The 23068-nt window shown below is 56.0% G+C and carries 22 protein-coding genes and 2 pseudogenes; 16 read left to right on the top strand and 8 right to left on the bottom strand.

Annotated features, from left to right (window positions below):
- The 5 genes from RMS03_RS04695 (at position 1) to lpxC (ending at position 5557) form a co-directional block, all read left to right on the top strand.
- Positions 1–972, top strand: a complete 972-nt coding sequence (locus RMS03_RS04695) for a D-alanine--D-alanine ligase (protein WP_310625939.1) — start codon at positions 1–3, stop codon at positions 970–972.
- Entirely contained in the window at positions 969–1790 is an 822-nt protein-coding gene (locus tag RMS03_RS04690; protein WP_310625938.1) for a cell division protein FtsQ/DivIB, read from the top strand. Before RMS03_RS04695 ends, RMS03_RS04690 begins: the two co-directional genes overlap by 4 nt.
- Before the next feature lie 37 nt (positions 1791–1827).
- Positions 1828–3057: a cell division protein FtsA gene (gene ftsA / locus RMS03_RS04685; protein ID WP_310625937.1), complete on the top strand. Its 1230-nt coding sequence runs from the start codon at positions 1828–1830 to the stop codon at positions 3055–3057.
- A gap of 194 nt (positions 3058–3251) precedes the next feature.
- Positions 3252–4514: a cell division protein FtsZ gene (ftsZ, locus tag RMS03_RS04680; RefSeq protein ID WP_310625936.1), complete on the top strand. Its 1263-nt coding sequence runs from the start codon at positions 3252–3254 to the stop codon at positions 4512–4514.
- Between the two features lie 119 nt (positions 4515–4633).
- On the top strand, positions 4634–5557 hold the full coding sequence (gene lpxC / locus RMS03_RS04675; protein WP_310625935.1) for a UDP-3-O-acyl-N-acetylglucosamine deacetylase: 924 nt from the start codon (positions 4634–4636) through the stop codon (positions 5555–5557).
- A 334-nt stretch (positions 5558–5891) separates the two neighbouring features.
- Here the strand turns inward: lpxC and ruvC are convergent, their stop codons facing one another.
- From ruvC to RMS03_RS04650, 5 genes are read right to left on the bottom strand one after another with little or no spacing between them, the layout of a single operon-like run.
- Entirely contained in the window at positions 5892–6440 is a 549-nt protein-coding gene (gene ruvC, locus RMS03_RS04670; RefSeq protein ID WP_310625934.1) for a crossover junction endodeoxyribonuclease RuvC, read from the bottom strand.
- Positions 6440–7180, bottom strand: coding sequence for a monofunctional biosynthetic peptidoglycan transglycosylase (mtgA, locus tag RMS03_RS04665; protein ID WP_310625933.1), 741 nt, complete (start codon positions 7178–7180; stop codon positions 6440–6442). The genes ruvC and mtgA overlap by 1 nt, the downstream gene beginning before the upstream one ends.
- Positions 7181–7186: 6 nt before the next feature.
- Complete coding sequence (locus RMS03_RS04660) at positions 7187–8059, bottom strand: TonB family protein (RefSeq protein ID WP_310625967.1); 873 nt, start codon at positions 8057–8059, stop codon at positions 7187–7189.
- Entirely contained in the window at positions 8059–10125 is a 2067-nt protein-coding gene (locus RMS03_RS04655) for an RNB domain-containing ribonuclease (protein ID WP_310625932.1), read from the bottom strand. The genes RMS03_RS04660 and RMS03_RS04655 overlap by 1 nt, the downstream gene beginning before the upstream one ends.
- A gap of 34 nt (positions 10126–10159) precedes the next feature.
- Positions 10160–10777 carry a YqiA/YcfP family alpha/beta fold hydrolase gene (locus RMS03_RS04650; protein WP_310625931.1) on the bottom strand — a complete coding sequence of 206 codons (618 nt, stop codon included), beginning with the start codon at positions 10775–10777 and terminating at the stop codon, positions 10160–10162.
- A gap of 57 nt (positions 10778–10834) precedes the next feature.
- On the opposite strand from RMS03_RS04650, the gene rodA reads away from it, so the two are divergent.
- The 3 genes from rodA (at position 10835) to RMS03_RS04635 (ending at position 14825) form a co-directional block, all read left to right on the top strand.
- Complete coding sequence (gene rodA / locus RMS03_RS04645; protein ID WP_310625930.1) at positions 10835–11989, top strand: rod shape-determining protein RodA; 1155 nt, start codon at positions 10835–10837, stop codon at positions 11987–11989.
- A 7-nt stretch (positions 11990–11996) separates the two neighbouring features.
- Positions 11997–13457 (top strand): metalloprotease TldD, encoded by a 1461-nt coding sequence (gene tldD / locus RMS03_RS04640; RefSeq protein ID WP_310625929.1) that lies wholly within the window; start codon positions 11997–11999, stop codon positions 13455–13457.
- Between the two features lie 258 nt (positions 13458–13715).
- Positions 13716–14825 (top strand): 3-deoxy-7-phosphoheptulonate synthase, encoded by a 1110-nt coding sequence (locus RMS03_RS04635; protein ID WP_310625928.1) that lies wholly within the window; start codon positions 13716–13718, stop codon positions 14823–14825.
- Between the two features lie 126 nt (positions 14826–14951).
- Here RMS03_RS04635 and mpl read toward each other — a convergent pair whose 3' ends face one another.
- On the bottom strand, positions 14952–16394 hold the full coding sequence (gene mpl, locus RMS03_RS04630; RefSeq protein WP_310625927.1) for a UDP-N-acetylmuramate:L-alanyl-gamma-D-glutamyl-meso-diaminopimelate ligase: 1443 nt from the start codon (positions 16392–16394) through the stop codon (positions 14952–14954).
- Positions 16395–16465: 71 nt separating this feature from the next.
- On the opposite strand from mpl, the gene RMS03_RS04625 reads away from it, so the two are divergent.
- The 8 genes and pseudogenes from RMS03_RS04625 to RMS03_RS04590 all read left to right on the top strand — a co-directional run bounded on the left by RMS03_RS04625 (position 16466) and on the right by RMS03_RS04590 (position 21979).
- Positions 16466–17056: a hypothetical protein gene (locus RMS03_RS04625; protein ID WP_310625926.1), complete on the top strand. Its 591-nt coding sequence runs from the start codon at positions 16466–16468 to the stop codon at positions 17054–17056.
- Positions 17057–17103: 47 nt separating this feature from the next.
- Entirely contained in the window at positions 17104–17580 is a 477-nt protein-coding gene (locus tag RMS03_RS04620) for a TlpA disulfide reductase family protein (RefSeq protein WP_310625925.1), read from the top strand.
- Positions 17581–17653: 73 nt separating this feature from the next.
- Entirely contained in the window at positions 17654–18085 is a 432-nt protein-coding gene (gene accB, locus RMS03_RS04615; protein WP_310625924.1) for an acetyl-CoA carboxylase biotin carboxyl carrier protein, read from the top strand.
- A 14-nt stretch (positions 18086–18099) separates the two neighbouring features.
- Positions 18100–19449, top strand: a complete 1350-nt coding sequence (gene accC, locus RMS03_RS04610; protein WP_310625923.1) for an acetyl-CoA carboxylase biotin carboxylase subunit — start codon at positions 18100–18102, stop codon at positions 19447–19449.
- Entirely contained in the window at positions 19449–20330 is an 882-nt protein-coding gene (gene prmA / locus RMS03_RS04605) for a 50S ribosomal protein L11 methyltransferase (protein ID WP_310625966.1), read from the top strand. The genes accC and prmA overlap by 1 nt, the downstream gene beginning before the upstream one ends.
- Positions 20330–20431, top strand: a pseudogene (locus RMS03_RS04600) (zinc-ribbon domain-containing protein); the annotation flags it as partial. The gene prmA and the pseudogene RMS03_RS04600, both read left to right, overlap by 1 nt.
- A 60-nt stretch (positions 20432–20491) precedes the next feature.
- Complete coding sequence (locus tag RMS03_RS04595; protein WP_310625965.1) at positions 20492–21061, top strand: DUF3426 domain-containing protein; 570 nt, start codon at positions 20492–20494, stop codon at positions 21059–21061.
- Positions 21062–21079: 18 nt separating this feature from the next.
- Positions 21080–21979, top strand: coding sequence for a carbohydrate kinase family protein (locus tag RMS03_RS04590; protein WP_310625922.1), 900 nt, complete (start codon positions 21080–21082; stop codon positions 21977–21979).
- A 293-nt stretch (positions 21980–22272) separates the two neighbouring features.
- On the opposite strand, the gene RMS03_RS04585 is transcribed toward RMS03_RS04590, so the two are convergent.
- On the bottom strand, positions 22273–22716 hold the full coding sequence (locus RMS03_RS04585) for a histone H1-like DNA-binding protein (RefSeq protein ID WP_310625921.1): 444 nt from the start codon (positions 22714–22716) through the stop codon (positions 22273–22275).
- Between the two features lie 189 nt (positions 22717–22905).
- A pseudogene (locus RMS03_RS04580) lies at positions 22906–23068 on the bottom strand (ribonucleotide-diphosphate reductase subunit beta); the annotation flags it as partial.

Here is a 23068-nt window from a genome sequence, read left to right as displayed (position 1 = left end):
ATGACCTTCAACCTTCAAACCGCCAAAGTTGCTGTGCTCATGGGGGGGCTATCTGCCGAGCGTGATGTGTCCCTCATGTCGGGCAGCGGTGTGCTCAAGGCCTTGCAAAGCAAAGGTGTCAACGCCACCGCGTTTGACCCTGCCGAGCGCAGCTTGGACGAGCTCAAGCGTGAAGGCTACACACACGCGTTCATTGCGCTGCATGGCCGGTATGGCGAAGACGGGTCGGTGCAAGGTGCCTTGGAGTTGTTGGGCATTCCCTACACCGGCGCTGGCGTGATGGCGTCTGCCATGGCCATGGACAAAGTGATGACCAAGCGGGTTTGGAGCGCTGTGGGTTTATCCACACCGAGCTATGTGTGGTTGTCGCCCGAAGACCAAACCGCAAACAACATCGAAGCCATTCCTGCCAAGTTGGGTTTACCGCTGATCGTCAAGCCGCCTCGTGAAGGCTCATCGATTGGCATGAGCAAGGTCATGCAGGCGGGTGAAATCATGGCGGCCACACAACTGGCGACGAAGTACGACCCTGATTTGTTGGCAGAAGAATTCATTAAGGGCGAGGAGTTGACTTGCCCGATTTTGGGTAATGGCGCAGCAGCCCGTGCTTTGCCTGTGGTGCGTATTGCGGCCCCTGACGGTGCTTACGACTACAACCACAAATATTTCACCGACGATGTGAAGTACCACTGTCCCAGCGGTTTGCCCGAAGCCGAGGAACAAGAGATTCAAGGCTTGGTGGTGGCTGCGTACCGAGCCTTGGGGTGTCGTGGCTGGGGTCGCGCCGACATCATGTTGCGCGCGTCGGATCGCAAGCCGTATTTGTTGGAGATGAACACATCGCCCGGTATGACCAGCCATTCGTTGGTGCCCATGTCGGCGCGTGCAGCGGGCATCAGCTACGAAGACTTGTGCTTGACGCTGTTAGAAAGCGCCACGCTGGACCATCCCGGAGGCAAGGCCACCGTATGACCACGCGCTACACCCACATGCGGCCCCGTCCTGAGGTGAACACCTCGGTGGTGGTGCCGCTGGACGTCAAGCTCATGCACATGGCAGCTTCGCTCATGTTTGTGGGCTTGGTGCTGGGCGCTTTGGGTGCAGGCGTTTGGGCCTTGGTACGACTGCCTGCATTTGTCTTGACAGGTATCGCCGTTCACGGCGATGTCGAACACAACAACGAGGTGACCTTGCGTGCCAATGTGGTGACCAAGTTCACGGGTAATTTTTTCACTGCTGACTTGGGCCGTGTGCGCAATGCGTTTGAGAGCGTGCCTTGGGTGCGCTTGGCCTCGGTGCAGCGTGAGTTTCCTAACCGTTTACGCGTGACCTTGCAAGAACACAAGCCTGTGGCGTATTGGGGGGAGGACGGTGAACAACGCATGCTCAACAGTTATGGCGAAGTGTTTGAAGCCAATGCGGGTGATTTGGATGACGACAAGATGCCACGCCTGAGTGGACCAGACAGTCAATCCTTACAAGTGTTGAGCATGTATTTGGCCTTAGCCCCTGCCTTCAAGGAGTTGACCTTGGCCTTGGATAGTTTGGAACTCACGGAGCGCGGTAGCTGGCGTGCACGACTCCAGCACGGCGGCGTGATGGAGCTGGGCCAAGGCAGTGTGGACGATGTGATGACACGCATGCAGCGAGTTTCCAAAACATTGGCTCAGGTGACACAAAGACTAGGCCGCAAAGTCACGGCGATTGAATCAGCCGATTTGCGATACGAGAACGGGTATGCGCTTCGGGTGCGCGGGGTGAGCACGCAAGACGTGTCTGCCAAACGCTAACGAACACAGAGAGAAGACGAGAAAGAACGAGGCTGTTATGGCAAAAGAATACAAAGATTTGGTGGTCGGCTTAGACATTGGCACGGCCAAGGTCATGGTGGTTGTGGCTGAAGTGTTGCCCAGTGGTGAGCTCAAGCTCGCCGGCCTTGGCGTGGCACCCAGCAATGGTTTGAAGCGTGGCGTGGTGGTCAACATTGACGCCACCGTGCAAAGCATTCAACAGGCTTTGAAAGAAGCGGAGTTGATGGCGGACTGCAAAATCACACGGGTCTACACAGGCATCACGGGTAGCCACATCCGTGGCATCAACTCCACGGGCATGGTGGCGGTGAAAGACAAAGAAGTCACCGCTGCCGATGTGGCGCGTGTGGTGGAGACAGCCAAAGCCATCAACATTTCGACCGACCAGCGCTTGTTGTTGGTGCAGCCCCAAGAGTTTGTGATTGATGGTCAGGATGTGCGTGAGCCCATTGGCATGAGTGGCATCCGCTTGGAGGCCAAGGTGCATATCGTCACGGGCGCACAAAGTGCGGCAGAAAACATCATCAAGTGCGTACGTCGTTGCGGCTTGGATGTGGACCGTTTGATGCTGAACCCCTTGGCCTCCAGCATGTCGGTGTTGACCGATGACGAGCGTGAATTGGGCGTGGCCTTGGTCGATATTGGTGCAGGTACGACCGACGTGGCGATCTTCACCAATGGTGCGATTCGCCATACAGCGGTCATTCCGATTGCGGGTGACTTGATCACCAGTGACATCGCCATGGCTTTGCGTACCCCCACCAAAGATGCAGAAGAAATCAAAATTGAATCCGGCTACGCCAAGCAATTGCTGGCAGACCCCGAGGTGCAAGTGGAAGTGCCGGGCTTGGGGGACCGTGCGCCGCGCATGTTGAGCCGTCAAGCCTTGGCGGGTGTGATTGAGCCCCGTGTGGAAGAGATCTTTTCGCTGGTGCAGCAAGTCATCCGCGACTCGGGCTACGAAGAGGTGCTGTCATCAGGCATCGTGTTGACGGGGGGAAGCGCGGTCATGCCGGGCATGGTGGAGTTGGGTGAAGACATTTTCTTGAAGCCCGTGCGCCGTGGCATTCCGCACTACGACAGCGCGTTGGCCGATATGGTGTCGCAGCCGCGAGCCGCCACGGTGATGGGCTTGTTGGTCGAGGCCGGTGTGGACCGCCAACGCGGATTCAAAGTTTCACAAAAGAGTGGGTCTGTCAACTCGTTGATGGACCGTCTCAAAGATTGGTTTGTGGGGAATTTCTAAACATGATTCCACCAAGCTTGCTTTACCTCGCACGTGGTAGTCCGCCGCAGCGACTGCCACCACGGCTGCATGTGGGGGCGCGATGGCGGCCCTGCACGGCAACTGCGCCACCCTCGTAGAAGGCGCGCAATGCAACAAAACCAACACATGAATTCAAGGCAACTGCAAATTTTTAGATTGATAGGAGAAACAAAATGACCATCGAAATGATCGAAGTTGAAGCATTCAACTCAGGCACTCAAATCAAAGTGATTGGCTTGGGTGGCGGCGGCGGTAACGCGGTCGAGCACATGATCCGCTCAGGCGTACAAGGCGTGGAGTTCGTCACCGCCAACACCGACGCACAAGCTTTGCGCGTCAGCAATGCGCACAAAGTGATTCAGCTCGGCTCGACAGGCTTGGGCGCTGGCAGTAAGCCAGAGCGCGGCCGTGAAGCGGCTGAGGCTGCGGTGGATGACATCCGCTTGGCACTGGAAGGTACCAACATGTTGTTCGTGACAGCCGGCATGGGTGGTGGCACGGGTACCGGTGCAGCGCCTGTGGTGGCCCGTGTGGCCCGCGAGATGGGCATCTTGACCGTGGGGGTGGTGACCAAGCCTTTCGAATTCGAAGGCAGCCGTCGCATGGGTAATGCAGAAGCTGGGTTGGCGGAACTCGAAGCCAACGTGGACTCCCTCATCGTGGTGTTGAACGAAAAATTGATGAATGTGTTGGGCGAAGACGCTAGCCAGGACGAAGCCTTTGCGTTTGCCAACGATGTGTTGAAAAACTCTGTGGGCGGTATTGCTGAGATCATCAACGTCGAAGCCTTGGTCAACGTCGACTTTGAAGACGTGCGTACCGTGATGAGCGAAACCGGCAAAGCCATGATGGGCACAGCAGCGGCCAACGGTCCAGACCGTGCCCGCATCGCTGCCGAGCAAGCCGTGGCGTGCCCCTTGCTCGAAGGCGTGGACATGTCGGGTGCCAAGGGCGTGTTGGTGCTCATCACCGCAGCCAAGGGCGGCTTGAAGCTGTCCGAGTCACGCGAAGCCATGAACACCATCCGCAAGTTCGCTTCACCAGACGCACACGTGATTTACGGTACGGCTTATGACGAGAGTTTGGGTGACCAAATTCGCGTCACTGTGGTGGCTACCGGTTTGGCAGGCAGCCGCCGCGCTGCGCCGCAGTTGCAAGTGTTGCGCACAGGCACGGACGGTGTGGGCTTTCCCACCACGCAAGCCAACAATGCATCTCCTGCGGGCGTGTTGGCTGCCGCTGCCACAGGCGGCTTGGCCAGTTTGGCTGCGGGCTTGGGTGTTGGCTCAGCTGCACAACCCAACTATGAGTCGATGAACTCGCCCGCAGTGTGGCGTGGCAACCGCACCTCGGCTGCGGCCAAGGTCGATGCCTTGTCTTCTGGCGGTATGGATGATTACGAAATTCCCGCTTTCTTGCGCAGGCAAGCGGACTAAGTAGGCTTCTAGGATCGACACCTTTTGCCCCCCGTTTTGGGGCGATCCTGCGGTGGGGGCTATCAAGGTCATTGCATCAATGAATCACCTCTTCGGGGGTGATTCACTAAAATCTATCTGTGCTTAAACAAAGAACCCTTCAATCTCTCACCAAAGCCGTGGGCGTGGGGCTGCATAGCGGCCAACGCGTGGAGCTGACACTGCGCCCCGCGCCACCTGAGACGGGCATCGTGTTTCGTCGAGTGGATTTGCCGCAACCAGTCGATATCCCCATCAACGCCACGGCTGTGACGGATACGCGTTTGGCTTCGACCATCTCCAATGGGCGGGCGAAGGTGTTCACGGTGGAGCATTTGATGTCGGCTTGTGCCGGCTTGGGACTTGATAACCTCTACATTGACATCACGGCAGAAGAGGTGCCGATTTTGGATGGGTCTGCTTCGTCGTTCGTGTTCTTGCTGCAAAGCGCGGGCATCGTGGAGCAAAACGCACCCAAGCGTTTCATTCGCGTCTTGAAGACGGTGGAAGTGCGCGCTGGCGAAGGGGCCAACGTGAAGTGGGCGCGTCTGGAGCCGCATCACGGCTACAAGCTCAGTTTCGAAATCGACTTTCATCACCCTGCTGTGGACTCGACTGGGCAAAGCGTGGTGTTCGACATGGACACCGATGTGTACACCCGTGACATTGCGCGGGCTCGCACCTTTGGCTTCACACGTGATGTTGAGATGATGCGTGCCAATGGCTTGGCCTTAGGTGGCGGTTTGGACAACGCCATCGTGATGGATGACTACAAGGTTTTGAACAGCGAAGGCTTGCGCTACGACGACGAGTTTGTGAAGCACAAAATCCTTGATGCCATGGGCGATTTGTATTTGATTGGTAAGCCTTTGCTGGCGTCGTACGTTGCGTTCCGTTCTGGGCACGCCATGAATAACCAGCTATTGCGTGAGCTTCTCAGCCAACCCGATGCCTACGATGTCGTCACTTTTGACGATGTGCGCAAAGCACCGCCAGGCTTGGCCCAACTCGCGCCTGCTTGGTAAACCATGTGACCATATCGCCCTCCATAGTCGCTTCTTTGTGGTGAGCGGGCGGCGAGCCGTTAGGCATGGCGTTGCGCTTGATCGGGTTGCGCGCACATGGACCAGCGTGGACGACTGACCTTGGCCAATGGTTTGATGTGAGCTGCCATTTCGATGCAAGCCATGGCTCTGCGTCGTGCGTTGGACCAAGAAACGACCTTACAAAAAACTGCGCTCTTGATATTGAGAACCATGTCTGCACAGCGGCAGTTTGACTATCTCCAATGCGGTGGATGGTGGCTCCAGTGTGGAACTGAGTTTATTCGCCGTCGATCGCTGAAGTAGCGGGGTGCCTTCAGCGGCTGCGTCCCGCTTTGTACATGCTGCTGGTGCTGCGCTGCAAATCAGTCGCAGCGGCCAAGCGCGCCATGGCGTGCCCTGCATGCGCATGTGTGATGGCAATGCCTAAGGCATCAGCCGCATCAGGGCCGGGTAAGCTGGGTAGTTGCAGCAGGCGTTTGACCATTGCTTGCACTTGCTCTTTTTTTGCCAAGCCGTGGCCTGCCACGGCTTGCTTCATTTGCAAGGCCGTGTACTCTGCAACAGGTAAATTGCATGTGGCCAGTGCGGTGATGCAAGCGCCGCGCGCTTGACCCAGCAAAAGTGTGGCTTGTGGGTTGACGTTGACGAACACAATCTCTATGGCAGAAGTGTCGGGTTTGTAGCGCTCAACGACTTCATGGATGCCTTCGAACAGGACTTTCAAGCGATCTGCGAAATTACCTTGGACTTCCTTGTTGGTGCGTATCGTGCCACTGGCCACATAGAGAAGTTGGGCAGCATGCTTTTCCACCACACCAAAACCAGTGGTGCGCAAGCCAGGGTCAATGCCGAGAATTCGCATCAATGGTCGGGCAGTTGTGCGCTGCCCATGCGCATCAAGATGATTTCGGTGCGACCTGCCAAGTACTCCGACTGTGGAAACTTTTGGTAGTGCTTGGGGCGGGGCAGCATCACCGCCAAGCGGCCCGCTTCCCACGCGGTGAGTTGTGAGGGAGGTTTTTGAAAGTAGTGTTGTGCAGCCGCTTCGGCGCCAAAAATACCTTCACCCCATTCCACATGGTTGAGGTAAATTTCTAGGATGCGTTTCTTGCCCACGATGACTTCGAGCATCAGGGTCAAGACAAACTCTTGGCCCTTGCGAATGAAGGTGCGTTCGCCTGACAGAAACAAGTTCTTCGCCAATTGTTGTGTGATGGTGGAGCCGCCGACCACCTTGGGTGCTGCTTTGCTTTGTGCTTTACGGCTGGCTAGTAGTTCGGCTTTGGCGTTCTTGACCCATGCCTTTTCAATCGCATCCCATTGCACGCCATCGTGTTGCGCAAAGATGTCGTCTTCGGACGCAATCACCGCACGTTTGAGGTGGTTGGAAATTTGTGCATAAGGCACCCAATCTTGGCGCCAACGCAGCCGTTCCTTGGTGTTGATAATGCGCCAAGCCTCCGAGCGTTCAAAGGCGGTGGACTCCGGCGCGACACGCACCATCACCGCAATGCGTGCCAAAAAGAAAATTTGTAAACCCACCCAAGCGATAAGCAGCAAGAGCAGCCAGCGCAGCAGGGGGCGAAAGCGTGCGTCGTTCACGGTGGTTCAGTGGGTGGCTTCGCCACCTCGTGTTTGCAAGGTGTTGTCTCGGCTGAAGATGAAGCGCGCCACGATGGCCAGTTGATCGGCTTGTCGTCGCATCTCTTCGGTGAACTCACCAAATGGTCCAGCTGCCGTGGCGATGGCTTGTGCACGACGGTCTAGATCGACTTGACCTGAGCTTTGAACCACCTCTGTTTCGATCACTCGACCACGGTTGTTGACCGTGATGATCATGGTCAATTTCCCATAGAGTTTTTGACCGTTCTGGGTGGCAGGGAAGTAACGTGTGCCGCGGTCTTCAATCCCGCGCCTGAGAGCGTCGTAATACAGAGCGTAGGCCACCTGTTTGGTGGCGGGGCTCAGGTAGTGTTTGTGTGGACGGGCGTTGTCTTGGTTGATGCGCTCTTCAATTTCGGCTAAGAGTTTGAGCATTTGACGACGTTTTTGTTCAACAGCGTCTTGTGCAGCCTGTGTTTTTTGCGGCTGAGGCGGGGGCAGTTGTGCGAGTAATTTTTTCACTTGTGCCAGCAGCAAAGATTGCTCTTTGCGCATGGCGCTGATTTGATGTTGCGCCGACTCGGTCATGTCACCCGCAGAGGTGCTGGCAGCGGCTGGCAGTGGCGATGCGGCACGACCGCTCATGAGTTCACCCCCGCCTGCGAGTTGCGTTTGGGCCAAGGCTTGGGCTTTGTCAGGGGCATCGGCTTTGGCTTGGGTGTTGACCAAAATCACTTCCAGTGGCGTGTCGTTGAACAAACGATCAAACCGCTCAGGGGCAGCCAAGCGCAGGGTGAGTAGCGCCCCATGAAAGGCAAACGAGATGAACAATGCTTTGTGCAGCGTCGTCCATCGGTACCAAGAAAAACGCGAGAGCATCATGCGGCATCGACCTCAGGGGTGGGGGCTTCGTTCACATCCATGGCCAAAGCAATGGGGCCTGCAGCACTGTCGTCTTCGTCATCTGCTATTCCAGCTTCTTCAGCACTGGTGGGGGCATCGGCTTCGAGCAGGTGCAACAAGTGACCGGTGATGTCGAGGGTGATGTCATCCACAGCGCTCAAGCGCAGTTGCACATGAGCGCCGCGCGGCAAGTCACCGCCGCCAAGCACGGGCAAGACCAAGGGCAGGTCGTCGGCGCGGGCCATGGGTGGCTGACCTGGGAAAACCTTGAAGACGGTGGCACTGAGATCGGTGATGTTGTTCTGTTTCAAGTATTGCAGCGTCCAGAAACGCTCCATGCCGTTTTGGTAGGCGTTGTAAGCCCCATAGGCCCCGTCAAAGGCTGAGATGATGGAGAACAGTTCGGCGTCTTTGGGTTTGAACGGTGCGGCCAAAGCGGCGGTGCTGCCATGTTTGGCGCACGCAATGATTTGCCATTGGTTCACAAGGTCGGTGTAGCGACGCAGGGGTGAGGTGCTCCACGCATAGCTGGGCACGCCAATGCCGGCATGCGGCAGCGCTTTGGTGCCCATGCGCACTTTGACACCGGGCAGCAAGCTGGCTTGGCTGCGGTAGATGCCTGGCACGCCGAGTTCAGCCATCCAGTTGCCCCAGGTGCTGTTGGCCAAAATCATGGCCTCGGCCACCATCAAGTCGAGCGGCGCACCGCGCTGGCGGATGGTGATGTGTACTTGCTCGTGGCCTTGTGGCTCGATGCCGTCATTGCCGACCAAGCGGAAGTTGTAGTCAGGGCGGTTGAAGTTCTCAGGCTTGCCGCGCACCACTTCGCGTTGGGCTTTCAGGTGCTGTGCCAAGCGGAATAGGAACGCCAGTTGTGCGCGTGGCATGGCGGGTTCTTGTACGCCTGCGGGGTGTGTGAAGCTGTCATCGTTGAGCCAAGCTTCGGTGACGATGGTATCGAGTTGGTCGTGGCGCAAGTTGGCGGCAATGGACACACGCTCCACCCGTGTCTCGGTGTGTTGCAAGGCCAGTGTCACTTCGTCAAAGGTGGCGTAGAGCGACACCGCAGGGCAGTCGCGACCTTCTTGTAAGGTGTAGGTTTGCACCACGTCGTCAGGCAGCATGGTGATTTTGTAGCCGGGCATGTAGACGGTGGACAGACGTTGGCGACCCAACTGGTCAATCGCGTCCCCAGGTTTGAGCGCCAGTGCAGGCGCAGCGATGTGAATGCCCAGCGTGACCGTACCTGCGCCCAAGCCTTGCACCGACAAAGCGTCGTCAATCTCGGTGGTCTGTGAGTCGTCGATCGAATAGGCCTGCACATGGGCCAGTGGCAGCTCATCTGCAATCGCAGGCGCTTGAAGCTGGGGAAAGCCTGTGCCCTTGGGGAAGCTGTCAAACAAAAAGCGCTGCCAATGGAACTGGTAAGCCGATGCGATGGCGCCCGCTTGTTGCAGCAAGGCCAGTGGTGCTGTTTGGGTGGCGCGCGCGGCTTCGACCACGGCTTTGTACTCCGGCGCGTTCTTGTCGGGTTTGAACAAGATTTTGTAGAGTTGCGTTTGAATCGGTGCAGGGCAAATGCCTTGGGCTAGATCGGCGGCCCAACTTTCAATTTGCGCTTGGATTTGTTTTTTCTTTTCGATCCCCGCGAGTGCTTGGGCAATCACCTCGGCAGAGGCTTTTTTGAAGCGGCCTTTGCCTGCACGGCGAAAGTAATGTGGCGCATCGAACAAGCGCAACAAGGCCGCAACTTGCTCGGTGAGTGTGGCTTGGGCGCTGAAGTATTCGCGGGCGAGGTCGGCAAAACCGAATTCGTCTTCGGGGGCGAATTCCCAAGCGAGATCGAGTTCGATGCTGGCGCTCAAGGCCTGCGCATCGCGCATCAGGTCGGCGGGTGAGGGCTTCTCAAACTTGAGCAGCAAATTGGCGGCCTTGACCTTGACCCGTTTGCCAGATTCCAGCTCGATTTGAGCCGAGCTCTCAACTTCGGAGAGGATGCGGCCCGTCTGGAATTTTCCAGCTTCTTCAAACAATGCGTACATGAGCGCAATTGTCCCATGCTCAGGCTAGGTCGGCCTATGGCGCAGGCTGCAAGTCTAGAAATGCCAGCAGGTGTGGCAAGTGGCTTTCGAAGTCGCTGATGCCGTGGTCACCGCCCTCCAGCACCACTTGATGTGAGCTGGGGTAACGGGCGGTCATTTCGCGCCAGTCCAGCACTTCGTCGCCTTGGGCGATCAGGGCCCACACACGTTCAGGGTGTGGCATGGGGCCAACTTCTAAGGCACGCAGTTCATCCACAAATTCAGGCGCAAAGTAAAAGCGTTGTGCAGGGTCGTGCCAGGCGCTGTGTTCGCCAATGTATTGGGCCAAGTCGCGTGCAGGATCAATCGCGGGGTTGAGCAGTACGGCTTTGCAGCCACGTTGGACGGCCAACCAAGTGGCATAGAACCCGCCGAGTGACGAGCCGATCACCGCCATGCGGTCTGTGGGCCAATCGGCGGTGCCTGCTTTGATGAGGGCCGCCGCAGCGTGGGGTGAGGAGGGGAGTTGCGGGCACCACCAGGTGATGTGGGGGAACTGAGTGGCGATGAGGGTCGCCATTTGCTGCGCTTTGGTGGACTGAGGGGAAGAGCGAAACCCGTGCAAATACAGCACATGGGTGGTGGTGGAGGCGGCATGGCTAGGCAAGATCATGCCAAATGCTAGCAGCGCCTGCGAGCCAAACTCTTGTGGCAGGGGATAATCACAGTCATGCCTACCGTCATTCACAAACCTAGCCCACTTCAGCAACTGAAGCCTTTGCTCAAAGGGTTTGACGGGCCATTGGCGCTTGGTGTTTTTTTGCTGGCCTGTGCCGGCTTGCTGACCATGTATTCGTCTGGTTTTGCCAATGGCGCACGTTTTTTTGACCATGGTCGCAACATGCTGATTGCGGGATTCATCATGTTTGTGGTGGCGCAAATCCCGCCGCAGCGGTTGATGGTGTTTGCCGTGCCGCTGTACACCGTGGGCGTGGCGTTGTTGGTGGCCGTGGCCTTGTTTGGCCTGACCAAAAAAGGCGCACGCCGGTGGTTGAACATTGGAGTGGTAATTCAACCCAGCGAAATCATGAAGATTGCCATGCCACTGATGCTGGCGTGGTGGTTCCAAAAGCGTGAAGGGCAGTTGCGTCCGCTGGACTTTTTGGTGGCGGGTTTGTTGCTGTTGGTGCCTGTGGGCCTCATCGTGCGGCAGCCGGATTTGGGGACGGCCATTTTGGTGTTGTCCGCTGGCATTGCTGTGATCTTCTTTGCTGGGCTGAGTTGGTGGCTCATCGTGCCGCCCATCATCATGGGTGTCATTGGCGTGGGCTTGGTGGTGTTTTTTGAGCCGACCTTGTGCGCTGACGGCTTCCGTTGGCCCATCCTGCATGACTACCAGCAGCAGCGTATTTGTACTTTGCTGGATCCGACGCGAGACCCGTTGGGTAAAGGCTTTCACATCATCCAAGGCATGATTGCGATTGGCTCGGGTGGTTTCTGGGGTAAAGGTTTTATGCAAGGCACGCAAACCCATTTGGACTTTATCCCCGAGCGCACGACGGACTTTGTGTTCGCCGCCTTTGGTGAAGAGTTTGGATTGATCGGCAATTTGATGCTGATTGCTTCCTTTCTCTTTTTGATCCTGCGCGGCTTGGCCATTGCAGTGGAAGGCCCCACACTGTTTGCCCGTTTGTTGGCTGGTAGCGTGACCTTGAGTTTTTTCATCTACGCCTTCGTGAACATGGGCATGGTCAGCGGCATGCTGCCAGTGGTGGGGGTGCCGTTGCCCTTTGTCAGCTATGGCGGCACAGCCATGGTGACCTTGGGGCTAGGCTTAGGGATATTGATGTCCGTAGCCAAAGCCAAACAGTTGGTGCAGTCATAATTCCCGCATGATTTCACGCGAACCTACCCTTGAGCGATTGGCCATTGCCCGTCAACTGTTGTTAGAACCTTTTGGTTTGGATGAAACCGATTTGGCCAACACACTGGCTGAAATCAAAGCGCACAAGGTGGACGAAGCTGATTTGTACTTTCAATACACCCGTGCCGAGGGCTGGAGTTTGGAAGAGGGGATTGTCAAAACAGGCTCTTTCAGCATCGATCAAGGTGTGGGGGTCCGCGCGGTGAGCGGGGAAAAAACAGCGTTTGCCTACTCCGACGATATTTCCAAAGCGTCCTTGCTCGACGCAGCACGTACCGTGCGCTCGATTGGCGCAGCGGCCAAAGGAGGGCGCGTCAAAGTTCCCGCCCGCAAAGTCGCTTCTAGCCGCTCCTTGTATGGTGGTTTGGACCCGATTGCTTCGCTTAACAGCACCGAAAAGGTCGAGCTGCTGGGGCGCGTTGAACAAATGGCCCGTGCCAAAGACCCGCGTGTGATTCAAGTCATGGCTGGCTTGGCCAGTGAATACGACGTGGTGATGGTGGTGCGTGCGGACGGCACCTTGGCGGCCGATGTGCGGCCCCTCGTGCGCTTGAGCGTTACCGTGATCGCCGAACAAAATGGCCGTCGTGAAGTGGGCTCTGCCGGTGGTGGCGGTCGCTTTGGGCTCGACCATTTTGACGATGCCTTGGCGCAAAGCTATGTGGACGACGCCGTGCAATGCGCACTCACCAACTTGGATGCACGCCCTGCACCCGCAGGCGAGATGAGTGTGGTGTTAGGCCCAGGCTGGCCCGGTATCTTGTTGCATGAAGCCATTGGTCACGGGTTGGAAGGTGACTTCAACCGCAAAGGCTCTAGCGCGTTCAGTGGTCGTATCGGTCAACGCGTGGCCGCCAAAGGCGTGACCGTGTTGGACGACGGTACCCTTCCGGATCGCCGTGGATCGCTCAACGTGGATGACGAAGGCAACCCCAGCCAGCGCAATGTGTTGATCGAAGACGGTATCTTGAAAGGCTACATCCAAGACGGTATGAATGCCCGCTTGATGGGCGTCAAACCCACAGGCAATGGTCGCCGTGAAAGCTATGCCCATGTCCCGATGCCGCGTATGACCAACACTTACATGCTGGGTGGCGATAAGTCACCAGAAGAAATTGTGGCCAGCCTGAAAAAAGGTTTGTATGCCGTGAACTTTGGCGGCGGGCAAGTGGATATCACCTCTGGCAAGTTTGTGTTTTCAACCTCCCAAGCTTTTTGGGTGGAAAACGGCAAGATTCAATACCCTGTCAAAGGTGCGACCCTGGTCGGCAACGGCCCAGATGCGCTGACTCGCGTGAGCTTGATCGGTAACGACATGCAACTCGATCCCGGCGTGGGCACGTGTGGCAAAGAAGGCCAAAGCGTGCCCGTGGGTGTGGGGCAGCCGACCTTGCGCATTGATGGATTGACTGTTGGTGGAACCGCCTAAAGGCAGTGGCTGGAATACCCTAGCGCCTCGTGTAAATCTTAGAACTTGTCAGCAAACTGCCTGATTCCTTGTGCTACATTTCGTTTTATGAATTCAGCTCGTTTTTATTTTGCTTACTTTTTTATCTCACGCCCCCACGGCGGTCGAGAGATCTGAACGTAGCCTAAACGCTCTGAACTCCCCAACCAACCGCCGTACCCTCGGCGGTTTTTTTTTACCCAATTACTTCATCACTTTTTTAAACTTCAGGACGAAACCATGAAAACGAACACCAGTTATCCAAGCCACGTTGAAAACACCTGTCAAACTGATGATCAACGTATCAAGGACATTACCGTGCTGCCTCCTCCCGAACATTTGATTCGCTTCTTTCCGATTCAGGGCACGCCTGTCGAGAAACTGATCACTCACACGCGTAAAACCATTCACAACATCATGCACGGTAACGATGACCGCTTGCTGGTGGTGATTGGCCCATGCTCCATCCACGACCCCGCTGCGGCCATTGACTACGCTCGTCGCTTGCAGCCCTTGCGTGAAAAGTACGCCAATACCTTGGAAATTGTGATGCGTGTGTACTTCGAAAAACCACGCACAACGGTGGGCTGGAAGGGCTTGATCAACGACCCGTACTTGGACGAGAGCTACCGCATTGACGAGGGCTTGCGCATCGCGCGTCAGCTCTTGATTGAAATCAACCGCCTTGGCCTGCCTGCTGGCAGCGAGTTCTTGGATGCCATCAGCCCGCAATACATTGGTGACTTGATTTCGTGGGGCGCGATTGGCGCACGCACGACCGAGAGCCAAGTGCATCGTGAATTGGCTTCGGGCATCTCTGCTCCGATTGGCTTTAAGAATGGCACCGATGGCAACATCAAAATCGCGACCGATGCGATTCAAGCTGCGGCAGGCGCACACCACTTCTTGTCCGTCCACAAAAACGGTCAAGTCGCGATTGTGCAAACCAAGGGCAACAAAGATTGCCACGTCATCCTGCGCGGCGGAAAAACTCCCAACTACGATGCAGCCAGTGTGAGCGCTGCCTGTGAAGAATTGGCTAAGGCCAAGTTACCCGCCTCATTGATGGTGGATTGCAGTCATGCCAATAGCAGCAAGCAGCACGAGCGCCAACTGGTGGTTGCTAAGGATATTGCGGATCAAATCAGCGGTGATTCACATCAAGTGTTTGGCGTGATGATTGAGAGTCACATTCAAGGCGGTACTCAGAAGTTCACGCCAGGCAAAGATGATGTGTCCAAGCTTGAATACGGCAAAAGCATTACCGATGCATGTTTGAACTGGGATGACTCAGTGGGTTCATTGGACGTGTTGTCTGAAGCTGTGGCGGTGCGTCGTAAGCGATCGTGATACTTGGTTGTTTCGATGCTGCGCTCTCAGCACGCAGAGTGGTCAGTGTCTGATACGGCGCTATCACGCCCGCAGGGACATTAAGCTGTGGCAGGTGCTGGCCGCGCTGTGTGCGTGCAAAAGAGGTTACCCAGCCAAAGCAGCCAATAACTTAGCGTGAATCCCGCCAAAGCCCCCATTGCTCATACACAACACATGGTCGCCCGGCTGTGCAGTGGCGACCACTTGGGCTATCACCTCGTCCACGGCCGCACCCACACAGGCGCGTGCGCCCATGGGTTGGAGGGCTTCGTTGACATCCCAATCCAATCCACCGGAGTGGCAAAAGGCGATGTCCGCATCTTCCAAACTCCAAGGCAGTTGCGACTTCATCGTGCCCAGCTTCATGGTGTTGCTACGTGGCTCAAACACCGCCAAGATGCGGGCGTTTGGCCCCACTTTGCGACGCAGGCCATCGACGGTGGTACGGATGGCGGTGGGGTGGTGCGCGAAGTCGTCGTACACAGTGATGTCGCCACCTGCACGGGCCACGGTACCACGCACTTCCATGCGGCGGCGCACGTTCTGAAACTCGTTCAGCGAGGCAGCGGCTTGGGCGGGTGACACGCCTAAGTGCTCGGCGGCGGCAATGGCGGCCAAGGCGTTGAGCTGGTTGTGTACACCTGTGATGTCCCACTGCACACGACCGACTTTTTGACCTTGGTGTAAGACGACAAAGTTGTCGGGCTCACCTTGGATGGACCAACCGTCTGGGCCTTGTGCGTGGGCGCTGATGCCAAATTTGGCGACCTTGCTCCAGCAGCCTTGGGCCAACACGCGTTGCAAACTCTCTTCATCGGCATTGACCACCACGCGACCGCTGCATGGCACAGTGCGGACCAAATGATGGAACTGGCGTTCAATGGCAGCAAGGTTGTCAAAAATGTCGGCGTGGTCAAACTCTAAGTTGTTCAAAATTGCAGTGCGCGGGTGGTAGTGGACAAACTTGCTGCGTTTGTCAAAGAACGCGGTGTCGTACTCGTCGGCTTCAATGACGAAGGGGCTGTGTTTGTGGGCGGCCACATCGGCGGAGCTGCTGAGGCGGCCCAAGCGGGCAGATACACCAAAGTTCATTGGTACGCCGCCAACCAAAAAGCCGGGTTCGAGCCCCGCAGCTTGAAGCACCCACGCCAACATGGAGGTGGTGGTGGTTTTGCCGTGTGTGCCAGCCACGGCCAGCACATGGCGGGGTTGGCTAGGGTGATGCAACACGTGTTCGGCTAGCCATTGAGGGCCGCTGGTGTAAGCTGCACCGCTTTCCAAAATGGCTTCCATCAACGGGAATTTAGGTGTCCCATCGGTCAAGTGTGCGCGCGAAACGACATTGCCAATCACGTACACATCGGGGTTGAGCTTTATTTGGTCGGCGTCAAAGCCTTCCATCAATTCAATGCCGAGGCTGCGGAGTTGGTCGCTCATCGGGGGGTAAACGCCCGCATCGCAGCCAGTGACTTGGTGGCCCGCCTCGCGTGCCAACGCAGCCAGTCCACCCATGAACGTGCCGCAAATTCCCAAAATATGTATGTGCATGTACCCATTTTAGGAGGGTGTATCTGCCTATCCCGAGCAGACGTTAGCCTGTACGCTGACAATGACGAGATATGAATACGGTTCAAGACGAAATTGCAGCCACCGCTGCGCGTATGGTGGTCGAAGAAGGGTTGGAGTACGGCCCAGCCAAGCGCCGTGCGGTGAAGCAACTGGGTTTGAACGCGCGTGCGCAGTTGCCAAGCAATGACCAAGTGGAGGACGGGGTGCGTGAGTATCTGGATCTCTTTTGTGCGGACACTCAACCTGCCGAGTTGGCTGCATTGCGGGAGTTAGCCATGGTGTGGATGGTGCGTATGGCCGCTTTCCGACCTCATTTGACGGGGGCGGTGTGGCGTGGCACGGCAACGGCCTTGTCGGATGTTTATCTACAGTTGTTTTGTGATGACACCAAGTCCGCAGAAATCAGCCTGATTGACCACGGCGTGCGCTATGAGGTCAGCACGGTTCAAGGCTTCCAAGGCGAGGCGGTGGATGCCTTGAGCATCTTGCGTACTTGTCCCAGTTTTCAACAAAAGGTATTGGTGCATTTGATGATTTATGACTTAGACGACTTGCGTGGCGCTTTGAAACCGGACGCCAAAGGACGCTCACCGCGGGGTGACTTACCAGCCCTGCGCGCTTTGATGGAGAGCTTGAGATGACATCCGTATCGACCAGACGCACGGCCCTGTGGACAGGTGTGGCAGCGGTGGCAGCACTTGCTGGCGCAGCGATGGCTTGGAAGCGCAATGCGCTGCAAGAGATCGCACCAACTGCCAAAGAGGCGCTTTGGGCGGCGGAGTTCGTCACGCCTTCGGGGGAGTCCTTGCACATGTCGAGTTTGCAAGGGCGTCCTTTGGTGCTTAACTTTTGGGCGACTTGGTGCCCACCATGTGTGGAAGAAATGCCGTTAATTGATGCCTTCTATCGTCAAAATAAGCAATATGGATGGCAGGTCGTGGGGTTGGCCATCGATCAACCCAGTCGCGTACGACAATTTTTAAGTCAATTTCCGATGAGCTACACGATTGGGTTGGCTGGACTGGATGGCACGGAATTAGGGAAGTTGCTAGGGAATGAGCAAAGTAGTCTGCCTTTTACGGTAGTTTTAGATAAAGAAGGCCGACTCAAGCAGCGAAAACTGGGCAAGTTAACACCAGAAGATATTCAAAACTGGGTGATCTAATCGTCCTTTGTGTGTCATTGACTTGCAAATTGGTGTAAATTAGCCTCTTATTTGCAACAAATAGGGTGTAGTTATGGATTTGCGAAAACTCAAGACGTTGATTGACCTGGTCTCCGACTCCAATGTGTCTGAACTCGAAATTACCGAGGCAGAAGGCACGGTCCGCATCGTTAAGAGTGCGCCTGCGCCTGTGGCGATGATGACGCAAATGGCTGCGCCTGTTGCTGCGGTGGCCGCTGCGCCCACCCCTGTGGTAGAGGCTGCGCCTGTGGGACACACCGTCAAGTCGCCCATGGTGGGTACGTTCTACTGTTCTTCCAGCCCTGGCGCCAAGGCTTTTGCCGAAGTTGGCCAGCAAGTCAAGGAAGGTGAAACCATCTGCATCATTGAAGCGATGAAAATCTTGAACGAAATCGAAGCAGACAAGTCAGGCGCCATCACCAAAATCTTGGCTGAGAACGGCCAAGCTGTGGAATACGGCGCACCCCTGTTCATCATTGAATAACAGGCGGGTTTTCCATGTTTAAAAAAATCCTGATCGCCAACCGTGGCGAAATCGCCTTGCGCATTCAACGCGCATGTCGCGAACTGGGTGTCAAAGCGGTGATGGTGTATTCCGAAGCTGACCGCGATGCCAAGTACGTCAAGTTGGCTGACGAAGCGGTGTGTATTGGCCCCGCAGCCTCGCCTTTGAGCTACCTGAATATGCCTGCGATCATCGCGGCTGCTGAGGTGACAGACTCGGAAGCGATTCACCCCGGCTACGGTTTCTTGAGTGAAAACGCTGACTTTGCAGAACGTGTCGAAAAGAGTGGTTTCCAATTCATTGGGCCAACTGCTGAATCCATTCGCATCATGGGCGACAAGGTGTCGGCCAAGCAAGCCATGATCAAAGCGGGCGTGCCTTGTGTGCCAGGCTCTGAAGGTGAGTTGCCGGACGACCCCGCCACTATCAAGCGCATTGCCAAGAGCGTGGGCTATCCTGTGATCATCAAAGCCGCTGGCGGTGGCGGTGGCCGTGGTATGCGTGTGGTGCATACCGAAGCGGCGCTCATCAATGCAGTGGCGATGACCAAAGCGGAGGCGGGCACCGCTTTTGGCAACCCTGCGGTGTACATGGAGAAATACCTCCAAAACCCACGCCATATCGAAATTCAAATCTTGGCTGACAAGCACAAGAACGCGGTGTACTTGGGCGAACGCGATTGTTCGATGCAACGTCGTCACCAAAAGGTGATTGAAGAAGCACCTGCGCCCGGTATTCCACGCAAGTTGATCGAGAAGATTGGCGAGCGTTGTGCAGCGGCTTGTAAAAAAATCAACTACCGCGGTGCTGGTACGTTTGAGTTTTTGTATGAGAACGGCGAGTTTTATTTCATTGAAATGAACACCCGCGTGCAGGTGGAGCACCCCGTGACGGAGTACATCACGGGCATTGACATCGTGAAAACGCAAATCATGGTGGCGGCTGGCTTGAAGTTGCCCTTCACACAACGCGATATCCATGTGCGCGGTCACTCGATTGAGTGCCGCATCAACGCGGAAGATCCGTTCAAGTTCATCCCGTCGCCTGGCCGCATCACCATGTGGCATGCGCCTGGTGGTCCTGGTGTGCGTGTGGACTCCCACATTTACACCAATTACTACGTACCGCCCAATTACGACTCGATGATCGGCAAGATCATTGTGCATGGGGATACCCGCGACGAAGCGTTGGCTCGGATGCGTACGGCGTTGGCGGAGACCTTGGTCGAAGGTATCAACACCAATATCCCACTGCACCGCGAATTGATGGTCGATGCCAAGTTCATGTCCGGTGGCACGAACATCCATTACTTGGAAGAGTGGCTCGCTACTCACAAGCGCTGATGTTTGAGTTGCGTTTGATGTGCCCCGAAGACAGCGTGGAAGCTGTTTGCGAGGCGTTGGATGCACTCGATGCCTTGAGCGTGTCCGTCGAAGACGCAGATGCACAAACCGATGCTGAGCAAGCCTTGTTTGGTGAGCCTGGCATGCCGCCTCCCAAAGAAGGTTGGAAGCGTTCACGCATCGTGGCCTTGTTTGCGCAACAAGCCGCCGCGCGAGATGCGGCACGTTTGCTGGCATTGCAAGATTTCTTTGCGAAGAGCGAAGTGCTGGGTATTCAACCCGTGGCTGACCAAGATTGGGTACGGTTGACGCAGTCGCAATTCGCGCCTGTGGAAATCACGCCCGAGTTTTGGATTGTTCCAACTTGGCATGAGCCGCCTGCACAAGCGAAGAAAATCATTCGCCTTGACCCGGGGCTGGCGTTTGGCACAGGCACCCATCCCACCACACGCATGTGCTTGCGTTGGATTGCCACACACGACGTGGTCGATCAACGTGTACTTGACTACGGTTGCGGTTCTGGCATCTTGGCAATTGGTGCGGCACTGCACGGTGCTCACGCCATTGATGCCGTGGACATTGACGACGCGGCCGTGACGGCTACGCTACTCAATGCCGATGCCAACCATGTGCGCTTGAACGCAGGCCTGCCCGACAAGGCCACTGGGCAATACCAAACGGTATTGGCCAATATCTTGGCGACACCCTTGAAAGTGCTGGCCCCACTGCTGCGCAACCATGTGGCTGCGGGTGGGCATTTGGTGTTAGCAGGTATCCTTGAGCGACAAGCGCAAGAGCTCAAAGATGCTTATGCACCTTATTGCACGTTGAGCGTGAGCGACATGGAAGACGGCTGGATTTTGATGACTTCTCACTGCTGATGCAAATCACCCACTGCCCCCAATGCGAAACCGCTTTCAAGGTGTCGCCCGCGCAGCTTGAGCTTGCTAAAGGCTGGGTGCGGTGTGGTCGGTGTTCCCATGTGTTTGAAGCAGCGCTTCATTTTGAAATATCACCCAATGCTTCTGTGGCGCGGCCTTCTATGGCAGATGCCCCTCCTCTGTTTCGCACTGCGACGGTGACCACGATGGCTGGCGATGCGGCCCATCCACCAGCACGCAGCGACGAGCGTACGGTAACTTCTCCGTCTGTAACGCTAATACCTGTGCTGTGGCTGATCGGCGCGGTATCGCTGGTCATTGCCTTGATTTGGCAGTTCTTGGTGGCACAACGTAACTGGCTGGTGGCGCAAGAGCCGACGTTGCGCCCTGTTTTGTCGGCCATGTGTGCTTGCGAAGTCACTTGGCCGCGTGAGCCAGAGGCGGTGTTGATTGAAAGTAGCAGCTTCGCCGAAAACCCAGAAGGTGGTTACATCGTGCAGTTGCGTTTGAAAAATACGCAGCACCATCCCGTGGCTATGCCTGCTTTGGAGCTGAGTTTGACGGATTTGCAAGACCAAGTCTTGGTGCGCCGTGTGTTCACCGCCGATGAGTTGTCGGCTAAAGACCACGTTCAGGCTCTGCGCGATGTGCGCGCCACACTGAACTTCGACTTAGATGACAAAGTGAGTCAGCGCATCACGGGGTTCCGCGCTTTTATTTTTTACCCTTAATTTACAGAAAGTATTTCTATGGCATCGCTGATTTGCGGCTCGCTCGCGTTCGACTCCATCATGAGCTTTGAAGGCCGATTTGCGGAGCAAATCTTGCCTGAGCAACTGCACATCTTGAATGTGTCGTTTTTAGTCCCCACCTTGCGTCGCGACTTTGGCGGTTGTGCGGGCAATATTGCCTACAGCTTGAAAGCACTAGGCGGTACGCCGTTGCCAATGGCCACCTTGGGCGCAGACGCTGCGGATTACTTGCAACGCTTGCACAGCTTAGGCATCTCCACAGAGTTTGTGCGCCAAGTGCCAGACACCTACACCGCACAAGCGATGATCATGACGGACTGCGACAACAACCAGATCACCGCCTTTCACCCAGGCGCCATGATGCAAGCGCACATCACGCAGATCGAAAAACGTTCAGACATCCAGTTGGCCATCATCTCGCCAGATGGTCGTGATGCCATGCTGCAACACGCTGATCAACTTCAAGCCGCGCAGATTCCTTTTATCTTCGATCCAGGCCAAGGCTTGCCGATGTTTGATGGGGATGAGTTGGCGCACTTCATTGACCAGGCCACTTGGGTGACGGTGAATGATTACGAAGGCAAGATGCTGAGTGAGCGCACGGGCCTGAGCCACGCCGAGATTTCGCAGCGCGTGCAAGGCTTGGTGGTGACCTTGGGGGCCGAAGGTTGCGAAGTGTGGATGAATGGCGAGAAGACCCTGGTTCCACCTGTCAACGCAACGGCTGTGGTGGACCCCACCGGTTGCGGTGATGCTTGGCGTGGCGCACTCTTGTTCGGTTTGGAGCAAGGGTGGTCATTGACCAAATGCGCGGCGTTGGGCAACCAAGTGGGTGCTCTCAAGATTGCACAACGTGGCCCCCAAAACTATTTGCTCGATGGTTTGACCGTGGCGTAATACGCAGATTCGCAGCTGTTTTCGTTTGGAGGTTTGCCCACGGAGTAGCTCGATATCGCGCTTTACCAGCCCGAGTGTGCTTGCTAACCAAGTGATGAGCGCTAGGGGGGTGCATGCAATCGCATACCCAAGGTACCATCATGCTCACCATCGGCATGTGTGCGGGAGGCATTGGGGATCACATGTATGTCCATAACCACAGCGCCATAAGGGCAATATAGGCAAAAAAAAGCCCGAAGCCTTGCGGCATCGGACTTGAGCTAACGGTCAACCGTCGCCTAGATCAATACAGATTAAGGCTTGCTAGCTGTTGGGAAAGGCCAAGCAGCTTGCGGGTTCAACGTTGTCTGTGCTTGGGCAGCGGGTGCTTTCGCAGCTTTCTTTGCAGCAGGCTTTTTAGCGGCTTTTTTAGCCGCTGGTTTTTTGGCAGCAGGCTTTTTAGCAGCTGCTTTCTTTGCTACTTTTTTAGCGGCTGTTTTTTTAGCAGCAGGCTTTTTGGCCGCAGCTTTTTTAACAGCAGGCTTCTTAGCAGCTACTTTTTTAGCGGCAGGCTTTTTGGCCGCAACTTTTTTCGCTGCTGGTTTCTTAGCAGCTACTTTTTTAGCTGCTGGCTTCTTAGCCGCGACTTTCTTAGCTGCTGGCTTCTTAGCCGCGACTTTCTTAGCTGCTGGCTTTTTGGCCGCGACAGCTTTCTTTGCAGGGGCCTTTTTAGCGGCCGGTTTTTTTGCAGTTGCCATTTCTGTTCTCCTAGATCGAATTTAGATCATTGGGTGAAAAACACTTCGCACGGTTTTTGTGTGCAAAGCGATTCATGGCGCTGGACCCGGGTCCAACCCCATGAACACGGTGAGTCCACCACAACACCACGTGAGCGGGTGTTTGTTGTTGTGGGGGACAAATTGGGTGTCATGTGTGTCGTGAAGCCATCAATCCCAAGACAGAGCACCGCCAGATTGGTACTCGATCACGCGGGTTTCAAAGAAGTTACGTTCTTTCTTGAGGTCGATCATTTCGCTCATCCAAGGGAACGGGTTCTCTTCATTGGGGAATAGGGATTCCAAACCGATTTGCGTGGCGCGTCGGTTGGCG

This window comes from Limnohabitans sp. (genome assembly GCF_031538885.1).
In the GTDB taxonomy this organism is placed as follows: domain Bacteria; phylum Pseudomonadota; class Gammaproteobacteria; order Burkholderiales; family Burkholderiaceae_C; genus Limnohabitans.
Note: the sequence above shows the minus strand (reverse complement) of the source record. Positions and strands in the feature narration are given on the sequence as shown.